19 protein-coding genes are annotated in these 15,814 nt (G+C 67.7%); 10 read left to right on the top strand and 9 right to left on the bottom strand.

Annotated features, from left to right (window positions below; all coding sequences use genetic code 11):
* Positions 1–89 precede the first annotated feature (89 nt).
* Genes ACIQUR_RS01360 through ACIQUR_RS01350 form a run of 3 tightly spaced genes read right to left on the bottom strand, consistent with a single transcriptional unit; the run spans position 90 to position 2,445 of the window.
* Positions 90–419 (bottom strand): hypothetical protein, encoded by a 330-nt coding sequence (locus ACIQUR_RS01360; RefSeq protein ID WP_403328188.1) that lies wholly within the window; start codon positions 417–419, stop codon positions 90–92.
* Positions 416–1,003 carry a hypothetical protein gene (locus ACIQUR_RS01355; protein WP_403328185.1) on the bottom strand — a complete coding sequence of 196 codons (588 nt, stop codon included), beginning with the start codon at positions 1,001–1,003 and terminating at the stop codon, positions 416–418. Before ACIQUR_RS01355 ends, ACIQUR_RS01360 begins: the two co-directional genes overlap by 4 nt.
* Positions 1,000–2,445, bottom strand: coding sequence for an SAM-dependent methyltransferase (locus ACIQUR_RS01350; protein WP_403328182.1), 1,446 nt, complete (start codon positions 2,443–2,445; stop codon positions 1,000–1,002). Before ACIQUR_RS01350 ends, ACIQUR_RS01355 begins: the two co-directional genes overlap by 4 nt.
* A 400-nt stretch (positions 2,446–2,845) precedes the next feature.
* On the opposite strand from ACIQUR_RS01350, the gene ACIQUR_RS01345 reads away from it, so the two are divergent.
* Both ACIQUR_RS01345 and ACIQUR_RS01340 read left to right on the top strand, forming a co-directional pair.
* A complete protein-coding gene (locus ACIQUR_RS01345; RefSeq protein ID WP_403656613.1) occupies positions 2,846–4,060 on the top strand; it encodes a Tat pathway signal protein in 1,215 nt (404 codons plus the stop codon).
* A 72-nt stretch (positions 4,061–4,132) separates the two neighbouring features.
* Positions 4,133–4,621: a TrmO family methyltransferase gene (locus ACIQUR_RS01340; RefSeq protein ID WP_403328177.1), complete on the top strand. Its 489-nt coding sequence runs from the start codon at positions 4,133–4,135 to the stop codon at positions 4,619–4,621.
* Positions 4,622–4,761: 140 nt separating this feature from the next.
* Here ACIQUR_RS01340 and ACIQUR_RS01335 read toward each other — a convergent pair whose 3' ends face one another.
* Positions 4,762–5,832, bottom strand: a complete 1,071-nt coding sequence (locus tag ACIQUR_RS01335; protein WP_403656610.1) for a phosphotransferase enzyme family protein — start codon at positions 5,830–5,832, stop codon at positions 4,762–4,764.
* Positions 5,833–6,266: 434 nt separating this feature from the next.
* Here ACIQUR_RS01335 and ACIQUR_RS01330 point away from each other — a divergent pair, with 434 nt between their 5' ends.
* The 3 genes from ACIQUR_RS01330 (at position 6,267) to ACIQUR_RS01320 (ending at position 9,303) form a co-directional block, all read left to right on the top strand.
* Positions 6,267–7,697: a helix-turn-helix domain-containing protein gene (locus ACIQUR_RS01330; protein ID WP_403328171.1), complete on the top strand. Its 1,431-nt coding sequence runs from the start codon at positions 6,267–6,269 to the stop codon at positions 7,695–7,697.
* 52 nt (positions 7,698–7,749) lie between these two features.
* Positions 7,750–8,352: a 2'-5' RNA ligase family protein gene (locus tag ACIQUR_RS01325; RefSeq protein WP_403328463.1), complete on the top strand. Its 603-nt coding sequence runs from the start codon at positions 7,750–7,752 to the stop codon at positions 8,350–8,352.
* Positions 8,353–8,568: 216 nt separating this feature from the next.
* Positions 8,569–9,303, top strand: a complete 735-nt coding sequence (locus ACIQUR_RS01320; RefSeq protein ID WP_403328168.1) for an HAD family hydrolase — start codon at positions 8,569–8,571, stop codon at positions 9,301–9,303.
* 82 nt (positions 9,304–9,385) lie between these two features.
* On the opposite strand, the gene ACIQUR_RS01315 is transcribed toward ACIQUR_RS01320, so the two are convergent.
* The 3 genes from ACIQUR_RS01315 to ACIQUR_RS01305 are packed head-to-tail and all read right to left on the bottom strand — an operon-like array spanning position 9,386 to position 10,732.
* A complete protein-coding gene (locus ACIQUR_RS01315; protein ID WP_403328166.1) occupies positions 9,386–10,033 on the bottom strand; it encodes a ParB/RepB/Spo0J family partition protein in 648 nt (215 codons plus the stop codon).
* Between the two features lie 16 nt (positions 10,034–10,049).
* The gene (locus ACIQUR_RS01310; RefSeq protein ID WP_403328163.1) at positions 10,050–10,262 is read right to left on the bottom strand and encodes a hypothetical protein; all 213 of its coding nucleotides are present in this window, start codon (positions 10,260–10,262) and stop codon (positions 10,050–10,052) included.
* Positions 10,263–10,270: 8 nt separating this feature from the next.
* Positions 10,271–10,732: an NUDIX domain-containing protein gene (locus tag ACIQUR_RS01305; RefSeq protein ID WP_403656606.1), complete on the bottom strand. Its 462-nt coding sequence runs from the start codon at positions 10,730–10,732 to the stop codon at positions 10,271–10,273.
* Positions 10,733–11,017: 285 nt separating this feature from the next.
* Here ACIQUR_RS01305 and ACIQUR_RS01300 point away from each other — a divergent pair, with 285 nt between their 5' ends.
* Positions 11,018–11,581 carry an HD domain-containing protein gene (locus ACIQUR_RS01300; protein ID WP_403328460.1) on the top strand — a complete coding sequence of 188 codons (564 nt, stop codon included), beginning with the start codon at positions 11,018–11,020 and terminating at the stop codon, positions 11,579–11,581.
* Here the strand turns inward: ACIQUR_RS01300 and ACIQUR_RS01295 are convergent.
* Positions 11,569–12,036, bottom strand: coding sequence for an NUDIX hydrolase (locus tag ACIQUR_RS01295; RefSeq protein WP_403328158.1), 468 nt, complete (start codon positions 12,034–12,036; stop codon positions 11,569–11,571). The genes ACIQUR_RS01300 and ACIQUR_RS01295 overlap by 13 nt on opposite strands.
* The gene (locus ACIQUR_RS01290; RefSeq protein WP_403328156.1) at positions 12,023–12,796 is read right to left on the bottom strand and encodes an XRE family transcriptional regulator; all 774 of its coding nucleotides are present in this window, start codon (positions 12,794–12,796) and stop codon (positions 12,023–12,025) included. Before ACIQUR_RS01290 ends, ACIQUR_RS01295 begins: the two co-directional genes overlap by 14 nt.
* Before the next feature lie 95 nt (positions 12,797–12,891).
* Here ACIQUR_RS01290 and ACIQUR_RS01285 point away from each other — a divergent pair, with 95 nt between their 5' ends.
* The 4 genes from ACIQUR_RS01285 (at position 12,892) to ACIQUR_RS01270 (ending at position 15,805) form a co-directional block, all read left to right on the top strand.
* Complete coding sequence (locus ACIQUR_RS01285; protein WP_403328153.1) at positions 12,892–13,584, top strand: haloacid dehalogenase-like hydrolase; 693 nt, start codon at positions 12,892–12,894, stop codon at positions 13,582–13,584.
* A gap of 110 nt (positions 13,585–13,694) precedes the next feature.
* A complete protein-coding gene (locus ACIQUR_RS01280) occupies positions 13,695–14,597 on the top strand; it encodes a radical SAM protein (protein ID WP_403656601.1) in 903 nt (300 codons plus the stop codon).
* The gene (locus ACIQUR_RS01275) at positions 14,590–15,231 is read left to right on the top strand and encodes a hypothetical protein (RefSeq protein WP_403656598.1); all 642 of its coding nucleotides are present in this window, start codon (positions 14,590–14,592) and stop codon (positions 15,229–15,231) included. Before ACIQUR_RS01280 ends, ACIQUR_RS01275 begins: the two co-directional genes overlap by 8 nt.
* Positions 15,149–15,805 (top strand): class I SAM-dependent methyltransferase, encoded by a 657-nt coding sequence (locus tag ACIQUR_RS01270; RefSeq protein ID WP_403656594.1) that lies wholly within the window; start codon positions 15,149–15,151, stop codon positions 15,803–15,805. Before ACIQUR_RS01275 ends, ACIQUR_RS01270 begins: the two co-directional genes overlap by 83 nt.
* Positions 15,806–15,814: the final 9 nt, after the last annotated feature.

Genomic DNA, 15,814 nt, shown 5'->3' with positions numbered 1-15,814 from the left:
GTGGGGATCGGAAGGGACGGACCCACGGAAACTCCTCGGACAGGGAAATGGGATGTCAGTTGTCGATGCCGTGCGGGGCAGACCGTCGGTTACCAGGGGCGGCGCGGGGCGCGGTGCGACACCTCGTACGGGCGCACGATCTGCTGGCGCGTTTTGACCATCTGGTCGGGGTGGCCGCGAAGGATGACTCGCTTGGAGGACCTGTCGAAGCCGGGCGAGAACAGGTTGGTGATCTCGTAGGCCGTGCCGTCGAGGACCAACCAGTCGCCGACCTGGATCTCCCGGGGGGATGCGTCCCGGACCTCTCCGGGCGGCGCACCGCGCACGGTGCGGGCGGCCAGGCGGTCGTGCACGGGTTCCGGCTCGTTGTCCTCGAGCCCGGTCCAGTAGGGGTCGTCGCCGAAGTTGATGTACGTCACGGGCGTTCGCTCCCTGCGGGCGCGGCCAGGGAGGGCCAGCTGGACGCCCGCTCAGAGACGGGATCCGTGATCAGCATGCTGAGCGCCGGTTTCACGTCGCAAGGGAGCTGGAGAAGGTGACGGCCGTGGTCGTAGCGGACCTTCTTCCAGCCCCACGCAAGGGCGATGTGGTCCGCGAGCCGGCCGTTGGTCACGTTGCAGCGCAGCCATTGCGGCGGGCGCGGGCGGCGTGCGAGCTGATCGGCGAGCCAGAGCGAGACCAGGCGGCCTGCGTGCCGGTGAACGGGGTCGGTGTAGAGCAGCAGCAGGCTGACGCTGCTCTCGGCGCGCTTGGACGTGTTCCAGCCGGGGCCCGGACCGCTGGGGTCCAGCTCCCACATCGCGACGAGGTTCCCGTCCTCGAACAGGCCGTGGAGCTCGTCGCTGTGGTCACCGGTCCGCAGTGGCCGGATCAGGGCGATGTCGCGCTGCTGGTCGACCGGCCGTCCGCACTCGGCCTCCCGGGCCCAGCGACGGGACAGCAGGCTGCCCGCTTGGGGGTAGTCGGTGCGGGCTAGGGCCCGCACGCTGTAGGGAGCGGTCACTGGGTTGCCTCCCGGTACGCGCCGTCGGCGGCTACCGGCGTGTGTGCCGGAGCGTTCGGGCCGAGCCGCCTGCCAGCCGACTCGGACGCGCAGGTGGTGAACGCGTACGAGCCGTACAGCGGCTCGCGGCCGTCGACGGCACGGAGTCCTTCGAGGGGGACGGCCGTGATGCCCGGGCCGTCCACGTCCCAGTCGGCGGCAAGGGTCAGCAGCTGTTCCAGGGTTCGCGGCCGGTAGAGGATGTCGGCCTCCTGGTACAGCGTGACGAGGTCGGGGACCGACTCGGGGTAGCTGTCGGCTGCGGCGTGGACGACGGATAGGACGCTGTCGTCGGGCAGCCAGGACCGGAGCGTGTCCAGCAGGTGCCTGGCCTGGTCGTCATCGATCCACGGCAGGACCTCGTGCAGCAGGACCGCCATCGGCCTGCGCCGGTCGAGGCGTGCGATGGCCGGCTGGGCGAGCATGTCCTCGGTGAGGGTGATGTCGGCGTGCAGGCCCATTTCCCGGGGCGTTTCTTCGAACAGGGTCCGGACGTGGGCCTGCACCATCGGGTCGCGGTCCACGTAGACGACACTGGCCTCGCGCTGGACGTCCTGCGCCGCATCGTGAACGTTGCGGCCGCGGCGGCGGGGCAGCCCGCAGCCGAGGTCGAGGAACTGCACGATCCCCTGCGAAGCGAGATGCCGGACGACGTGCTGTCCGTGGGCACGGGCAGCGGCAGCCGCCTGGTCCAGCCACGGCGCCACCGCGAGCAGCTGACGTCCCAGAGCACGGTCTGCCGGGTAGTTGTCCGTTCCGCCGGTGACGTAGTCACACACCCGTGCCACCGTCGGTTTGGAGAAGTCCAGCTGCGGCAGCGCGGTACCACCGGGCTCCGCCGCGGTCACGAGTCCAGCAGCATCCTCGGAATGCACCCGGCCTTGCCCGGCCAGCGGCGGCAAGGCGCGGTCGGCTGCCGACGCCGCTCCGGGAGCAAGGGCCTGCTGGCGATCGCGCAGGTAGGCGCTGACGGTCTTGCCTTGACCATCAGACCTGGGAGAGGCGCTCCAGTAGTCGGAGAGCTTGGTGACGATGGACAGTCCGCGCCCGCTCTCCGCGAGGCCCTGGGGCCGGGTGATCTTCGGGACGGGCGGGCTCGGATCGGAGTCCGCGACCTGGGCGATCAGCGCCTCGCCGGCAACGAACGTCAGGGAAACCAGGATCTCGCCCCGTCCCGCCGCGTCCGGCTCGGCATGGGTGACTGCGTTGGCGGCCAGCTCGCTGCAGATCCTCACCGTGGAGTCGGTCAGGGACTCGCAGCCCCACCTGCCCAGTTGGTCCGAGACGAACCGGCGGGTGTGCCTGACGGATTCCAGGCGGCTGGGCAGGACCACGCACGCCGAGACGGCGGCGGGGGAGTCCAGAGCCCGAAGCAGGTCGCTTCGCGTGATCCGATGGGACATGGTCACCTCACCTCGTTCCATTCCGTGGACGTGCTGACCCGCCGGGGAGTCTGTGTGCCGGTGCGTTCGATGGCCGAACTACGGTCGTGCTAGTGGCCCTTGGGGCTACCGTTACGCTCAGCGAACCGCGTTTCACCCCGTGTGGGTATCCAGAAGCGTGGTCGGGGACGGGTAACGCGGGTAAAGATCGTTTCGTGGACAGGAGCGCTGCGTGCCGCGCGAACGGAACACGCGACTGGAAGGCGTACTCCAGGAAATCGGCTGGTCGCAGGTCGCGGCAGCCGCGCACGTGGTGCGCGTCGCCTCCGAGGTCGGAGCCACGGAGCTGCAGTCCATCACGCGCTCCCATGTCAACCAGTGGATTCGAGGCGCGCATCCGGGGCCGACGGCGACCCGTATCTTGTGCGAGACGCTGTCGCGAGGACTGCTCGGCAAGGGGCTGAACCGCATCGTCACGCCTGCCGACATCGGGCTCAACGACCCCGACGAACAGGCGGGTTCGATGCGGCCTCAACGCGGCGACACCATCGCACAGCTCGTGGATCTCGGGGGGACCGACTTGGACCTGGAGCGCCGCCTGGCCCTCAAACGCGCCGCCTTCTCGCTTGCCGGAATGAGCCTGCCGTCCACCGGGTGGTGGGAGGACTCCCTGGCGGCTGCCCGTACGCGGCGACCTCCGGCTGGCCGGACGGTCGGGCAGGACGACGTGGCCGCCGTACGGGAGATGACCCAGCTGCTGTCGCAGCGGGAACAGCGGCGTGGGGGAGGAGACGGACGGTCCGCACTGGTGGCCTACCTCCGCACCGACGTGGCCGCCTACCTCGGCAGCCGGTTCCCTGACGAGCGCATCCGGCAGGAGATGTTCACGGCCGCCGGCGAACTGGCCTACCTGGCAGGTTGGACGGCGTTCGACGCCTCCGAGCACGTGCTGGCCCAAAAGTGGCTCAGCCTGGCACTGCAGCTGTCCGCCGAGGCCGACGACGCCCCGCTGGCAGGACACATCCTCCGCGCGCAGGCCCACCAGACCCTCGACCTCGGCCACCCCAACCAGGCCCTTCAGCTGGCCGAGACCTCCGTCTCCCAGCGCCGCTACACAAACGCCAGCTCCCGCGAACGCTCCCTCCTCGGCGTCGTCCACGCCCGCACCCTGGCAGCCGCCGGCCACAAGCAGGAGGCCATCGCAGCCCTGCTGCGAGCCGAGGACGACCTGCGCAGCGCCCAAGCCGGTGACGACGAGCCCGCAAGGGTCTTCTTCTTCTCTGAAGCGTCCCTCGCGCACGAGACAGCCCGCACCTTGCAAGCCCTCGGCGATCTCCAAGGCGCCGAGCGGGAGTTCCTGCGTAGCGTGCGTACTCGCAAGAGCACGGCCTTCGCCCGCACGCACGCCGTCACCCTCGGCCTCCTGGGTACGGTCCAGATACAGCGGGGCGCACTCGACGTGGCGTGCGCAACCTGGACCCAGGCCCTCGACGCCATGCAGGGAGTCCAGTCCGGACGCGCCCTGGACACCGTCGTCCAGATGCGCCGTGCCCTGTCGCCGTACCGCGGCCGCGGCGGCACCGCGCTGGCCCGCCTGGACGACCGCGCCCGCATCGTGATCAGCCGGGTACGCTGACCGCGCCGTCACACCACCGGCCCGAGCCGAGCCAATAGCCCAGCCGATCCGGTAGTCCCAGGGGAGGAATGCGTGCACGACCCGATCACGATCGAGGCCATCGCCCACGTCGTCGGTGGCCACCAGAGGCCGGCTGACGACTACCAGGGCGGAGTCGAATCGATCATCCGCATGCGCCCAGACTTCCCGCTGGACACCCTGCGCGGACTCGACGAGTTCTCCCACCTGATCGTGACCTGGCGGTTCCACCTGGGTTCCGACGCCGACCTGCACCTCGGAGCCCGCAGCCCTCGCAACGACCCGACGTGGGAGCCCACCGGTACCTTCGTGCACCGAAACCACCGACGTCCCAACCGCATGGCGACGTCCTTCCCCTGCCTGCTCAAGGTGGAAGGCCGGGACCTGCACGTCACCGACCTCGACGCCGTGGCGGGGACTCCGATCTACGACCTGGCCCCCTACTTCGAGGAGATGGGCCCCCGCGGTCCGGTCACCGCTCCGGCCTGGCCGGCGGCGATGCTGGCGAACTACTGGGAGCCCGCGGCCAACCGACCGGAGTAAGACCTCGCCCGTGGGTGGCGGAGACACGTCCACCTCGGCAGGCGGACATCCTGGGGTACCGCTCGGGCGCGTGGGCAATCTCAGCCTCGGAGAGTCGAGGGTCAGGACCAGGCGTCGCGATGTGTTGTCGGGTGCGGTGCTCATCGGCGGGTTCCAGGCGAGTGGCCAGGCGTGGACCGGAGTGCCTCTTCGAGATCGTCGAGGTTCGTCAGGACCCTGCGGATGGCTGCTTGTTGATCAGCCCAACGGTGCTTCAGGCCGTCTGCCTCGCGGGATGTGCAGTACGTCGTGGTCGTTTCGCCGCCGAAGCTGAACAGCATGTGAAGCAACGCGATTCGAACGCTTGCTGTGATGTCCCTGACTGGGAGGGTGGGGTTCTCTGATCTGTAGGCGGATACCAGAGCGATCGCGCCGCCGAGCCATTCGTCGTTGCCTGCCACAGTCCGCGGATCGAGCGCGATCCTCCCCAGTTCCCATGCAGGCATCCCGCTCTGGCAGCGGAAGCCGATGACCCCCGTAACCACATCGGTCACAAGCAGGACGTGTCTGAGGGTGAATCCTCCATGGATGGCGTGTTCCACCAAATCCTGAGGCACACCCGACCGAAGACGCTCCGCCTCGCCACGAAGATCATCTGCCCTCTGGGCGAGATCGGTGCGCAGGCTTGTCGGACCATTCAGGAGCTGCGCCGGCAGCCGTCGGAGCAAAGCATCACACTCCGCCAAGGCTCCCTCGACAGGGTGAGTGGACCAGCGCCTGGGCTGGCTGGCCTGGGGGAGTGGGTAGGCGGCGAGAACCCTGTGCATGCGGCCCAAGGCCATCCCGATGTGCTCTGCCTGGGGCCCGGACATCACGTATGGACTGATGCGACCCGGTGCCTCCGAGGCCACTGCCCACGCGCTGCCGCCGAACTCGCTCAGTACGTCTCCGCTCCCATCCGGCCAGACCCGCGGCACGGGAAGCTGAGCGGCGGAGCAGAACTGCGCCATGTCCAAAGCCGCGCGGACCTCGTGCAGCGTGCCCCCGCCGGGGTACTCCTTGATGTACACCCGCTCGCCGCCAGAGGTCAGCACTCGCCGGTTGATCACGGCCCCGAGGCCCGTGGGCGGCACCCGCTCGATCCCGTCAACACTTAGTCCGTACCGCAGTTCGAGCACCTCGGCCACGAACTCGTTCTGCTGTTCCTCGTCATGCACGGTGCCAACCGCCATGGGGCCGGACGGCAGTCAGCGGGCCATCAACTGGCTCGGCTCGTGGAAACACCTGCAAGGCCCTTCGTAGGTAGCTGTCGTGGTTGGTTGTGGAATCCGGGCAAGGTGAACTGGTCACGCCGGATCGTGGTGGGCCTGCTGAGCGCCGGCTGCCGACGCCAAGGAGGGCCGCATTGTGGGCTGAACCTCCTCATCTGCGTCGAGACTCCGCCCATGGGGCATTTGGCAGCCCAAGTGTGTGACGCGAAGACGATGTTCATGAATCGAGCCGGTGATATCACTGATGTCATTGCGCTCCGCGGTGCTCTCTGACCAGGCTCCCGGACTCGAGCGGGGAGGCACTCATGGCACGGAACGAACGACGCTGCAGCCGCTGCGACTGTGCTCTCAGTCGTTACAACACCGAACCGATGTGTGCCGCCTGCGTCCGGACTGTGGCCGATGACGTGTCGGCAGGTCCTCATCTGCCGCACCAGGTATGGCGGGACGCCGAGGTCGCTGAGGCGATGTCTGAATGGGACTTCGGTCGTGCCTTCCGCCGAATCCGGGAGATCGCGAGTTTGCGCCAGGAGGACATGGCTGAACTCACCGGCCTCAGCCAATCGTTTCTTTCGACGTTGGAGTCGGGAGGCCGGCGACTGGCGAACATCGACAAGATCATTTCAGTTCTCTCGCGCCTGCAGGTGCCTCCGGATGTCGCTCCTCGGCCAGTGCAGGCTCGTATGTGCGAACCTCAGACGACCAGTCTCGGCCAGCCTGCACTCTCGGCACCTGCTTGGGAGAGTCCGGTTGAGATCGCTAAGCGTCTGAATGCGACAACAGCATCCAACGTGGACTCGACCGCCCTTCTGCTCCTGGAACAGGGAATCGCTGAGATCGTTGAGCGATATGAAGGCGAAGGCCCGTACCAGCTCGTGACGGAGGCCGTCGAGCTCCGTTCCTTCATTCAGGGCCTTCTGGACGGCCGGCAGCCGCCGGAGCTTAGGCGGTCACTCTTTCGCCTGGCGGCACAGGCGTCGGGGTTGCTGGGCTACATGGCCGTCAACGCTGGACGAGAATCGCTGGCGGAGGCGTACTGCTCTGAGGCGCAGTCCCTTGCCGAGGAGATCCGAGACGCTGAGCTGATCATGTGGACGTACGGCACCAGGTCCTTGAACGCCTACTACGCCGGACGTTATGAGGCTGCTGTCCAATGGGCTGACGTCGGACTGGCCGTCGCCCCAGACCATCCCCAGGCCATCCGCCTTCACGCGAACGGCCGCGCCCGGGCGCTGGGCAAGCTCAACCAGCGGGCGGAGGCCGAGCGATCCATCGCGACCGCCGAAGATCTCAGCAGCAAGCACAGCACGCCGCCGACTCTGACCTCCTGCATCTCCTTCGAGGCGTATGGAACGGCGCGTACGTTAGCCAACGTCGCTACGGTTCACGTCTCCCTCGGCAACGCTCAGCGGGTGCTCGAGCACGCGGATCAGATCGACGAACTCGTCGAGCAGTCCGAATCGGCATGGAGTCGCGCCCTCGTACGTCTTGACGTTGCGACCGCTCTCCTGGCTGGCCCGCGCCCCGAAGTCGAACACGCCATGGTGCTCGGCCGCCAGGTCCTTGAGGGTGGTGGTGGACCGCCGATTCGATCCGTCGTGCAGCGGGCGGGTGAGCTCTATGCTCGAACCCAGGACTGGCGTGATCTGCAGGCAGTGGGTGAGTACGGGGAGGCGCTACGCTCCTGGCAGGATGCTCCTCAGGCAAGACATCTGGCCAGAACTGCGAAGATCGCACGGCCAGTCGGGCAACTGGGAGGGGCAGGACGTGCATCTGTTGAGCGACCCTGGCGCGTTTCCTCCCACACCCCCGCCCAGCGTCACTGATCTCGATGCCATCGCCGAGCACGACTGGACCGCCTTCGATGCGGTTGACGAGATGATCAATCACTGGGACCGGCCGGGGTGGAGCGATTCCACTCGGGCGTACTACTGGATGATCACCGTTCCGCCGGAGGCGCCCTTGGTCTCCCAGGCGCGGGACTGTCAGCGGCAACTCAGCCACCTCGGGTTTGACGAGATCGCTGAAGACGGACTGCATCTGACCCTGGCACGGGTGGGGCTCGTTGGTGAGGTGAAGTCTGGCCAGCTGGATCAGCTTGTCTCTACGGCCACCGAAACCCTGCCCGCGGCATTCAGTCTCCTGGCAGTCCCGCTCACAGCGTCACGAGGCGCACTCCGCTACAGCGTAGGCCCCTGGAATCCCGTCCTGGAACTCCATGCTGCCCTCTCGCAGGCTGGCCTCCAGATCGGGCTGGCACCCCGGAAGCCCACGGGGCTTCTTAGGCCGCACATCGGCATTGCGTACAGCAACCGGAGGCGGTCCTCGGGCCCGGTGCGTGAAGCTTTGGGTCCCCTTCGACGGATGCCACCGGTTTCCGTCACGATCTCCGATGTGCATCTCGTAGAACTGCGCCGTGAGCGGCGCGCGTATCAGTGGAGGATCGTGCACACCCTTCCGCTCGGGCCTCAGCCACGGTGATCTGCGGCTGGCCCGCCTACCCCCTGCCTATTCTCGAGCTGGGGCAGGGCGCTCCGCGGCGCGCCAGGCGCTCGACCTCGCCGAACAGCTTCAGTCCGCCCGGCTCAACGAGCACATCGATGCGCTGGTGGGCGAGGTCGCTCCCGTCAGGCGAGACCCGTACGCTCGAGAGTTGATCGACCGCGCCGCCCTCTTGACCGGTACAAGGAGCCGAACGTGACCCAGGCCCAGCAGGCCCTCGTATTGTGGGACATCGACCGCACTCTCCTGTACGTCGGCGACATCGACCGGCAGGTCTATCGGGAGACGTTCGCCGACGTGGTCGGCCGCCCCGCAGAACACCTGCCGGCACGCGGTACCGGCGTCACGATGCCACTGGCGATCCGGTCGCTCCTCATCGACAACGGTGTGCCGGACGCCGACGTCGCCGAGCTACTGCCGCGCATGGTGGAACTGTTGCCGACGCGGCTCGCTGCACACAGCCAAGATCTGCGGGAGCAGGGAGTCCTCATGCCTGGCGCCACCGCTGCCTTGCGTGCTGTGCATGACCATCCCGGCCTCGTTCCGACTGCCGTGACCGGCAACCTCAAGCCGAGCGCCCAGCTCAAGCTGGCGGCCTTCGAGCTGGACGACATGCTGGACATGGAGATCGGCGGATTCGCCTCCGACGACCACCACCGGCCGGCGCTCGTCGCCATTGCCCAGAGGCGTGCCGAGGTGAAGCACAGCACGGCATTCCACCGTGGGAACACCGTCATCATCGGCGACTCTCTTGAGGACGTCCGTACCGGTCGTGAGGGCGGCGCGGCCGTCATCGGTGTCGCATCGGGCAAGACCACCGCCGCCGAGCTGGGCGAGTCCGGTGCCGACCTTGTGCTCGACTCGCTCGAGGATGTGGCAAGGGTGATGCGGGGCATCTCCGAACTCACGAGCACGAGCAGGCGACCGTAGCCGGACGCAATCCAGGGCTATCGACGCCCTGGGCGAGGCGCCGGCCCGACAGGCTGCGGGTGACGACGCCTCATGGTTAATCTCACGTCATTTTCGGATCACGTGATCGGCGACGATCCGTAACGATTCGTCGTGCGTGGCCAAGGCCGAGTTCGCCGGCCTCAAGCGCCGCTTGTTCTCCGGGAGTGAGCTCCAGCAAGGACAGGCGCTGCGATACAGTCGCTCGGCTGTAGCCCAGTTCCTCGGCGAACATGTTCTGGCTCCGAGTCTGTCCCGGTGCGTGAAGCGCAGCTCGCAGCAGGCGTGCTTCGTCAAGGGGACCGAGGTAGTCATCGTGGCAGTGCCGACGGAGTACGTACGCATGCACAGAATCTCGAGGCATTGGTTGAACCACCACCGAGACGAAGGGCATCTCCAACGCTCGGGCGGCCTCCAGCCAATGGAAGTCTGCGATGGCCACATACTGAACACGTCGCGGAACAACGTTGGTGTGGCGGGGGTGCTCTGTCAGGTAGTCGCTCCGGGAGACCACGGTGATGGGATGCTCCACCCCGTGGGAGCGAACGACCTTCATCAGCTGCTCCTGCCGCACAGGAGCATGTCGAGGTCGCTCCGGCCACGAGGCGATCTCAGATACAGCTTGTCTACTGATCAACTGGTGCACATCACGCAAACGATTTGATGGACCATTGCGCACCGTCCCCATGCCCTGGATGGACGTGTCGCGCACTACGACGCACCACCCCCTACCTGTGATGCACGGACCCCGGTTTGGTTGCGTTGCGGCGATCAGCGGCCGGAAACCGATCGAGGGGCGAACCCGGCGAACCTCGGGATCCGTTGAGGACGCCGTACTGCCAGCCCAGCGTGACGAGATGGGGATTGGGGAAGCGGGCGGCGAGCAGGCGTAAGTGGGTGGTCTTGCCGACGTTGTCCGGGCCATTGAGGCTGATGGACATCTTGGCGCTCAGGACGCGGGGATCTGGGTATCGAGAACGGACTTGATGGCCTCGATGTTGCTGGCGGCGAAGTGGGCCAGCTCAGGCGGCATCAGGTTGAGCTGCCGGATCGCCTCCGCGGTGAACGGCACGCGTGCGACCTCGTAACCACCACGCTCGGGCTCGTCGAACTCGGTGCCGGTGCGCGCCTCGATGTCCATCTGGTCCTGGCGGGCGGCGAAGATGTGCTGGACACCGAGGCCGTTCTCCAGGGAGTCGGTGACCAGGTGCACGAGTTGCGCCCGGCTCAGCTTGCCGCCGAGCTCCTCGAACACCTCGCGGTGCAGGGCGTCCTCGATGCTCGCGTCGTCGGCCTCGATACCGCCGCCGACCGTCACCCAGTACGGGTCTCGGCCGGGCTTTGTCCGCTTGATCAGTACGAGCTCGTCGACGTCCAACAGGATGGCCCGTGCGTTCCGCTTGGTGATCACTTGTTCCTTTCCCCTCTCGAGTTCTGCTTGCTGTTCCGCGCTGTACGGCTGCCTCGCTTGTGCCTGGCCGCCGTGGGAGGTTCGCTACGGACTGGACTTGGAAGAGCCACAGGGTCAATGGCGATAGCCGCTCGCGCGAATCGCCGAGGTGTTATCACGCCTGTGATTCCCACAATTGGTCCCGCCGCCCATCTACCGCTCGACCCTCACCTGATGGCCGGTTGCGAAGGTTCCGGGATGTTCGTGTGGGACTGCCTTGCTGTCGTGCTGGGCATGGAGCAGACCATGGATGAATCAATAGCGGCTTGGGCGAGGCATGTGGCTGATACGGAGCTCAGAGTTGTGCTTCCCAGGCGATGGGCGCACTCGCAGGGCGTGGCGGTTCGTGCGGCCGAGCTCCGTCAATGCCTGGGTGAGGCCGCTGACCTGTTGGCTGCAGCCGCGGTACTTCACGACGTCGGATACGCGCCCCGACTGGCGGGAACGGGGTTCCATCCGCTCGATGGGGCGCGGTTTCTCCGGGACGAGCATGGCGCTGATGAGCGGTTGGTGCGGTTGGTGGCGAACCATTCATTTGCGCTGCTGGAGGCCGAGGAGCGCGGGCTGAGGGACGTGCTGGAGCGCGAGTTCCCGTTGCTGGAGGAGCCGCTGCTCGTGGACGCGCTCGTGTACTGCGACATGACGACGACACCCGACGGCGAGCAGACCACCGCCGAGGAGCGGGTGGCGGAGATCGTGGGCCGCTACGGGGCGGACAGCCTCGTGGGGCGGTTCATCCGTCGGGCGTCGCCGGAGATTTTCGCGGCGGTGGGGCGGGTGGAGGCGGCGCTAGTGGGTCAGCCGAGGTAGGGGTATGTGCCGGCGAGGTAGTCGCCGATCTGCTGGCGCATGCTGGGGTGGATGTCGTACTGGTCGAGGTCGGCAGGCTGGATGAAGCGGACGCCGTCGGCTTCGTCGTTGATCGTGGGCGCGCCGCCGATGGGGCGGCCGATGTAGGTGTTCTCGTACTGCTGGCGGATCTCGCCGTCGGTGTAGGCGACGATGTGCTTGGGGTTGGTGTAGACGCCGAGGAAGCCGGTGATCTCGGCGATGATGCCGGTTTCCTCCAGGCACTCGCGTACGGCGCACTGGGCCGCGGTCTCGCCAATGTCCTGGGCTCCGCCGGGCAGGGCCCACTGTCCGGTGTCGCGGCGGCGCTGGAGCAGGATGGCTCCGCTGTCGTCGACAACGAGCAGGTTGCTCGCGGGGATGAGGGTGTTCGCCTTCGGTGCGGCGGGGTCGTTGTAGTACTCAGTCCTGCCCATGTGCGGCGGTCCCCTCCTGGTCGGGAGTCCAGGGCCGTGCGGTGGCCCAGACGGCTTCGAAGCTTTGAGCGTAGTTGTCGAACCACCCTGCGCCATCAACCCTCTTGAGGTGCAGGAGGGGATTGGCGCTCGCTGGCCGGCCCCACACATGCGGGTTAACCAGCAGGTGGTCGTCGTAGCGGAACAAGGACGTGTACAGCGTGGTGTCGTGGAGCCGCACTTCGCAGCCGCCCTCGGGCAGCAGTGGGCGGTAGTAGGTGAGGGAAGCTCGGATCTTGGCGGCGAGGGTGTCGCCGATGCCTTCCTCACGTCCTCGGATGGCGACCGCCTGGCCGCCCGGGTCCCCGAAGCACAGGCGTACGCGGACGCCGTTGGCGGCCCGCTCGGCGAGCATCTCGGCGACCTGGGGGTTGGACTGGGCGAAGAACGTGCCGGAGAACACCAGCACTCCGATCTGCTCGCGTGCCTCCTGGAGGAGAGCCAGCCACATGTCCCGGGGGACGCTGGCGCGGTTCTCGTACGTGCCGATCAGCTCGCTGCCTAACGCGGAGGCGGGCTTGCTCGCGGATGGCTGTGGGGCGGGCCAGAGGAAGGACTCCTCGATCCGGAGGTGTTGGGCGGCTCGGAAGCGGTGACGTGCGTGAGGGACTCGTCCGCCGAGCCAGCGGCCGACGGTCTTGGGGTCGACTTCGCAGATTTCGGCGAGTGACTCGGGGGAGACGCCGCGCTGGGCGAGTACGGAGTGCAGTCGCTCGTTCACGGGCGTCATGCAAGCGGAGGCGTGAGTGATCTGGCAAGGACGTTTTGGGACGTTCCTGCGGCCTGGGGAAGGTCCGAGATCCTTACGCTGACGCCATGCAGCTCATCGTCCTATGGGACATCGACCACACGCTCATCGAGAACGCGGGCATCAGCAAGGAGATCTATGCCGCCGCGTTCTCGGCCCTCGTAGGCGGACCGCCGACGGGACCGGCGCAGACGGAGGGCAGGACTGATCGCCTGATCATGCGCGGGATGTTCAGGCAGCACGGTGTGGCGGAGCCTGAGTGGTCCGTTGTCGAGGCTGCTCTCACCCGTGCCGGTGCGGGGCGTGAGGAGGATCTACGACGTCGGGGCATCGCGTTGCCAGGGGTACACGAGGTACTCATGGCCGCGGCGGAGCGCCGTGACTGGGTCTCGTCGGTCCTGACCGGCAACATCGCAGCCAACGCCCGCGTGAAGCTGTCCGCCTTCGACCTGGATCCGCTGCTGGATCTCCCGGTTGGAGCCTACGGCGCCGATGCCGAGCAGCGGCCCGAGCTCGTGGCGGTGGCACGCGACCGGGCCCGGCGCCTGCGGGGCGTGCGGGAGGACGTCCCCGTCGTACTGATCGGAGACACCCCCCGTGACGTCGAGGCGGCCCTCGCCACCGGCTCGGAGATCATCGCCGTCGCGTCGGGCATCCACAGCGCCGACGACCTGGCCGCCGCCGGCGCGTCCGTGGTGCTGCCGGACCTGTCGGACACGGAGCACGTGATGGAGCTCCTGGAGGGCTTCGCAGGTCGGTGAAAACGTCCCAGGACGTCCTCGGGAGCGTCCGTATACGCGGTGATGCGGTCCCAGCCCCCTCGGCCACGATCAGGGCTCCAACGAGGCGACTGGCCGAAGGGGGCCCACACGTGATCGGGGAAGTCACCGGGATCCGCAGGATCCGGATGCTGTACCTGCAGCTGCTGTACCGATGCAACTTCGAGTGCCTGCACTGCTTCCACGGCACGCGGCTCCAGCACGCCGACGCCTTCACCGCCGAGCAGGCCGCGAACCTCCTCACCCTCATGCGCGAGGAATACGACACCGAGGCCGTCACCCTGCTCGGCGGCGAGCCCTTCGTCTACAAGGAGCTCGCCCGCGTGGTCCGGCACGCCAAGCAGGAGCTGGGCCTGCAGGTCGAGATCTGCACGAACGGCTACCGGATCGAGCGCCGGCTCACCGAGATCGCCCCGTACGTGGACCTGCTGCGGATCTCGCTGGAGGGCGTCGGCTCCACCAACGACCACATCCGCAAGGCCGGCAGCTACGAGAGCGCGCTGCGCGCTCTCGACCTCGCCCGGGAGCTCGGCGTCCGCACCGGGGCGACCATGACGGTCACCTCCAGCAATATCGACGAGGTGCTGCCCCTGGCCCGCACCATCCAGGACCTCGGCGCGCGCCAGCTCAAGCTCCACTGCCTGCGGCCGGTCGGCCATGCCGCCAACCACCCGGAACTGCTGATCACCGACTCCGCCGCGTACGCCCGGCTGCGCGAGCAGCTCCAGGAGACCCGGCTGGACATCGAGGTGATTGTCGACGAGGACCTGTCCGAGGACGGCGCCCCCGAGATCTGTGCCCCCGTGGGCGGGCCGGTGGAGATCGAACGGATCGAAGCCGATCCGCGCGGCGCGCTGACCATGTCCTGCAAGGCCGTCGGCAAGGACTCCCACGCCTTCTGGTACGACAAGCTCGCCGACCACATCGTCCACCGCCCCACCGCCACCGACGAGCTCACCCTCGCGGTGCCCGACGTGGTGTACGCCCGTGTCTGACCACCCGCGGTTCGAGAGCATCGAAGGGCTGCGCGGCACCGGCAAGTCAACCATCGCCCCCATGCTGGCCGCAGCCCGGGAAGCCGTCCTGGTCCCGACCGTGCCGGCCTTCTACCAGCCGCTGCGGAGGGAGGTGGACAGACGGGAGAACGTGGAGGCCCGGATGTGCTTCTACCTCTCCGCCCTGTTCACCGCAGCCGACGACATTCGGCGGTACCTGTCCGCGGGCACCCCGGTCGTCGTGGAGAGCTACTTCGCCCGCTGCCTGGCCAACCACCGTGCGCTCGGCGCCCGGCTCGGCATCACGCTGCCCCCCGATCTGCCGCAGCCGGTCACGTACTACCTGGTATGTGAAGAGGACGAGCGTCAGACCCGACTCGCTGGCCGGGACAAGCCCGACACTCGCTGGGACGCCCTGGTCGAGAGCGACTCAAGCAGCATCACTGACGCCTACGCCGGGTTCGCGATGCACCGCGTGGACACCACCGGCCGCGACCCCGACGAGGTCCTCCAGGCGATCCTCACCACCAAGGTCCAAGGAGCACATGGCCGTGCAGACGCAGAGCCTGTGGGAGCACACCCTCACCTTCTTCCCCCAGTTCCTCGCCGCGCTGAGGGCGCACACCGCACCTGACGCCACGGTCGCCGTCGTCGGAGCCAGCGACGGCAAGTTCATCCTGCCGCTCGCCGCCGCCGGCTACCGCGTCATCGCCATAGAGCGGGACCCGCTCGCCCTGCACGGTGGCGAGGTCCACCTTCCGGGTGACGAGCACGCCCACGCTCTGGGGCTGATCGACCGGCTCAAGCTGGAGGAGCTGTACGACCGCGTGCAGGTGGTGGAGGAGGACTTCCTCACCGGCGACCCGCTGGACTCGCCCTGCGACGCCGTCTGGACGAGCTGCTCGTGGCATTACAGTGCCAACCACCACCGCCCGCTCGCCGAGTTCGTCGACCGCATGCAGCGCCTCGTGCGTCCCGGGGGCTTGTTCGGCGCGGAGTTCATGATGCCCGTCGAGCAGCGCCACTTCCTGGTCGAGCACTACACGTCCCCCGAGAAGCTCCGCCGCTACTTCATCGGCGACTGGGACGTCCTGCTCACGCTGCGGACGACCGAGTTCACCGAGCGGGCGCACGTCGGGCAGCTCCAGGACCACACCCACCGCATGGGCCTGCTCCTGGCGGCCCGTACGCCCACCAGGTACCGCTAGGGAAGAAGG

Source organism: Streptomyces sp. NPDC101132 (assembly GCF_044759225.1).
Classification (GTDB): domain Bacteria; phylum Actinomycetota; class Actinomycetes; order Streptomycetales; family Streptomycetaceae; genus Streptomyces.
Note: the sequence above shows the minus strand (reverse complement) of the source record. Positions and strands in the feature narration are given on the sequence as shown.

What these genes read in the sequence shown, in the direction of transcription:
- ACIQUR_RS01350 (WP_403328182.1), bottom strand. Translation starts at nt 2,445, where the DNA reads ATGTCCCATCGGATCACGCGAAGCGACCTGCTTCGGGCTCTGGACTCC.
- ACIQUR_RS01335 (WP_403656610.1), bottom strand. Translation starts at nt 5,832, where the DNA reads ATGGCGGTTGGCACCGTGCATGACGAGGAACAGCAGAACGAGTTCGTG.
- ACIQUR_RS01325 (WP_403328463.1), top strand. Translation starts at nt 7,750, where the DNA reads ATGATCAATCACTGGGACCGGCCGGGGTGGAGCGATTCCACTCGGGCG.
- ACIQUR_RS01310 (WP_403328163.1), bottom strand. Translation starts at nt 10,262, where the DNA reads ATGTCCATCAGCCTCAATGGCCCGGACAACGTCGGCAAGACCACCCAC.
- ACIQUR_RS01300 (WP_403328460.1), top strand. Translation starts at nt 11,018, where the DNA reads ATGGATGAATCAATAGCGGCTTGGGCGAGGCATGTGGCTGATACGGAG.
- ACIQUR_RS01295 (WP_403328158.1), bottom strand. Translation starts at nt 12,036, where the DNA reads ATGGGCAGGACTGAGTACTACAACGACCCCGCCGCACCGAAGGCGAAC.
- ACIQUR_RS01285 (WP_403328153.1), top strand. Translation starts at nt 12,892, where the DNA reads ATGCAGCTCATCGTCCTATGGGACATCGACCACACGCTCATCGAGAAC.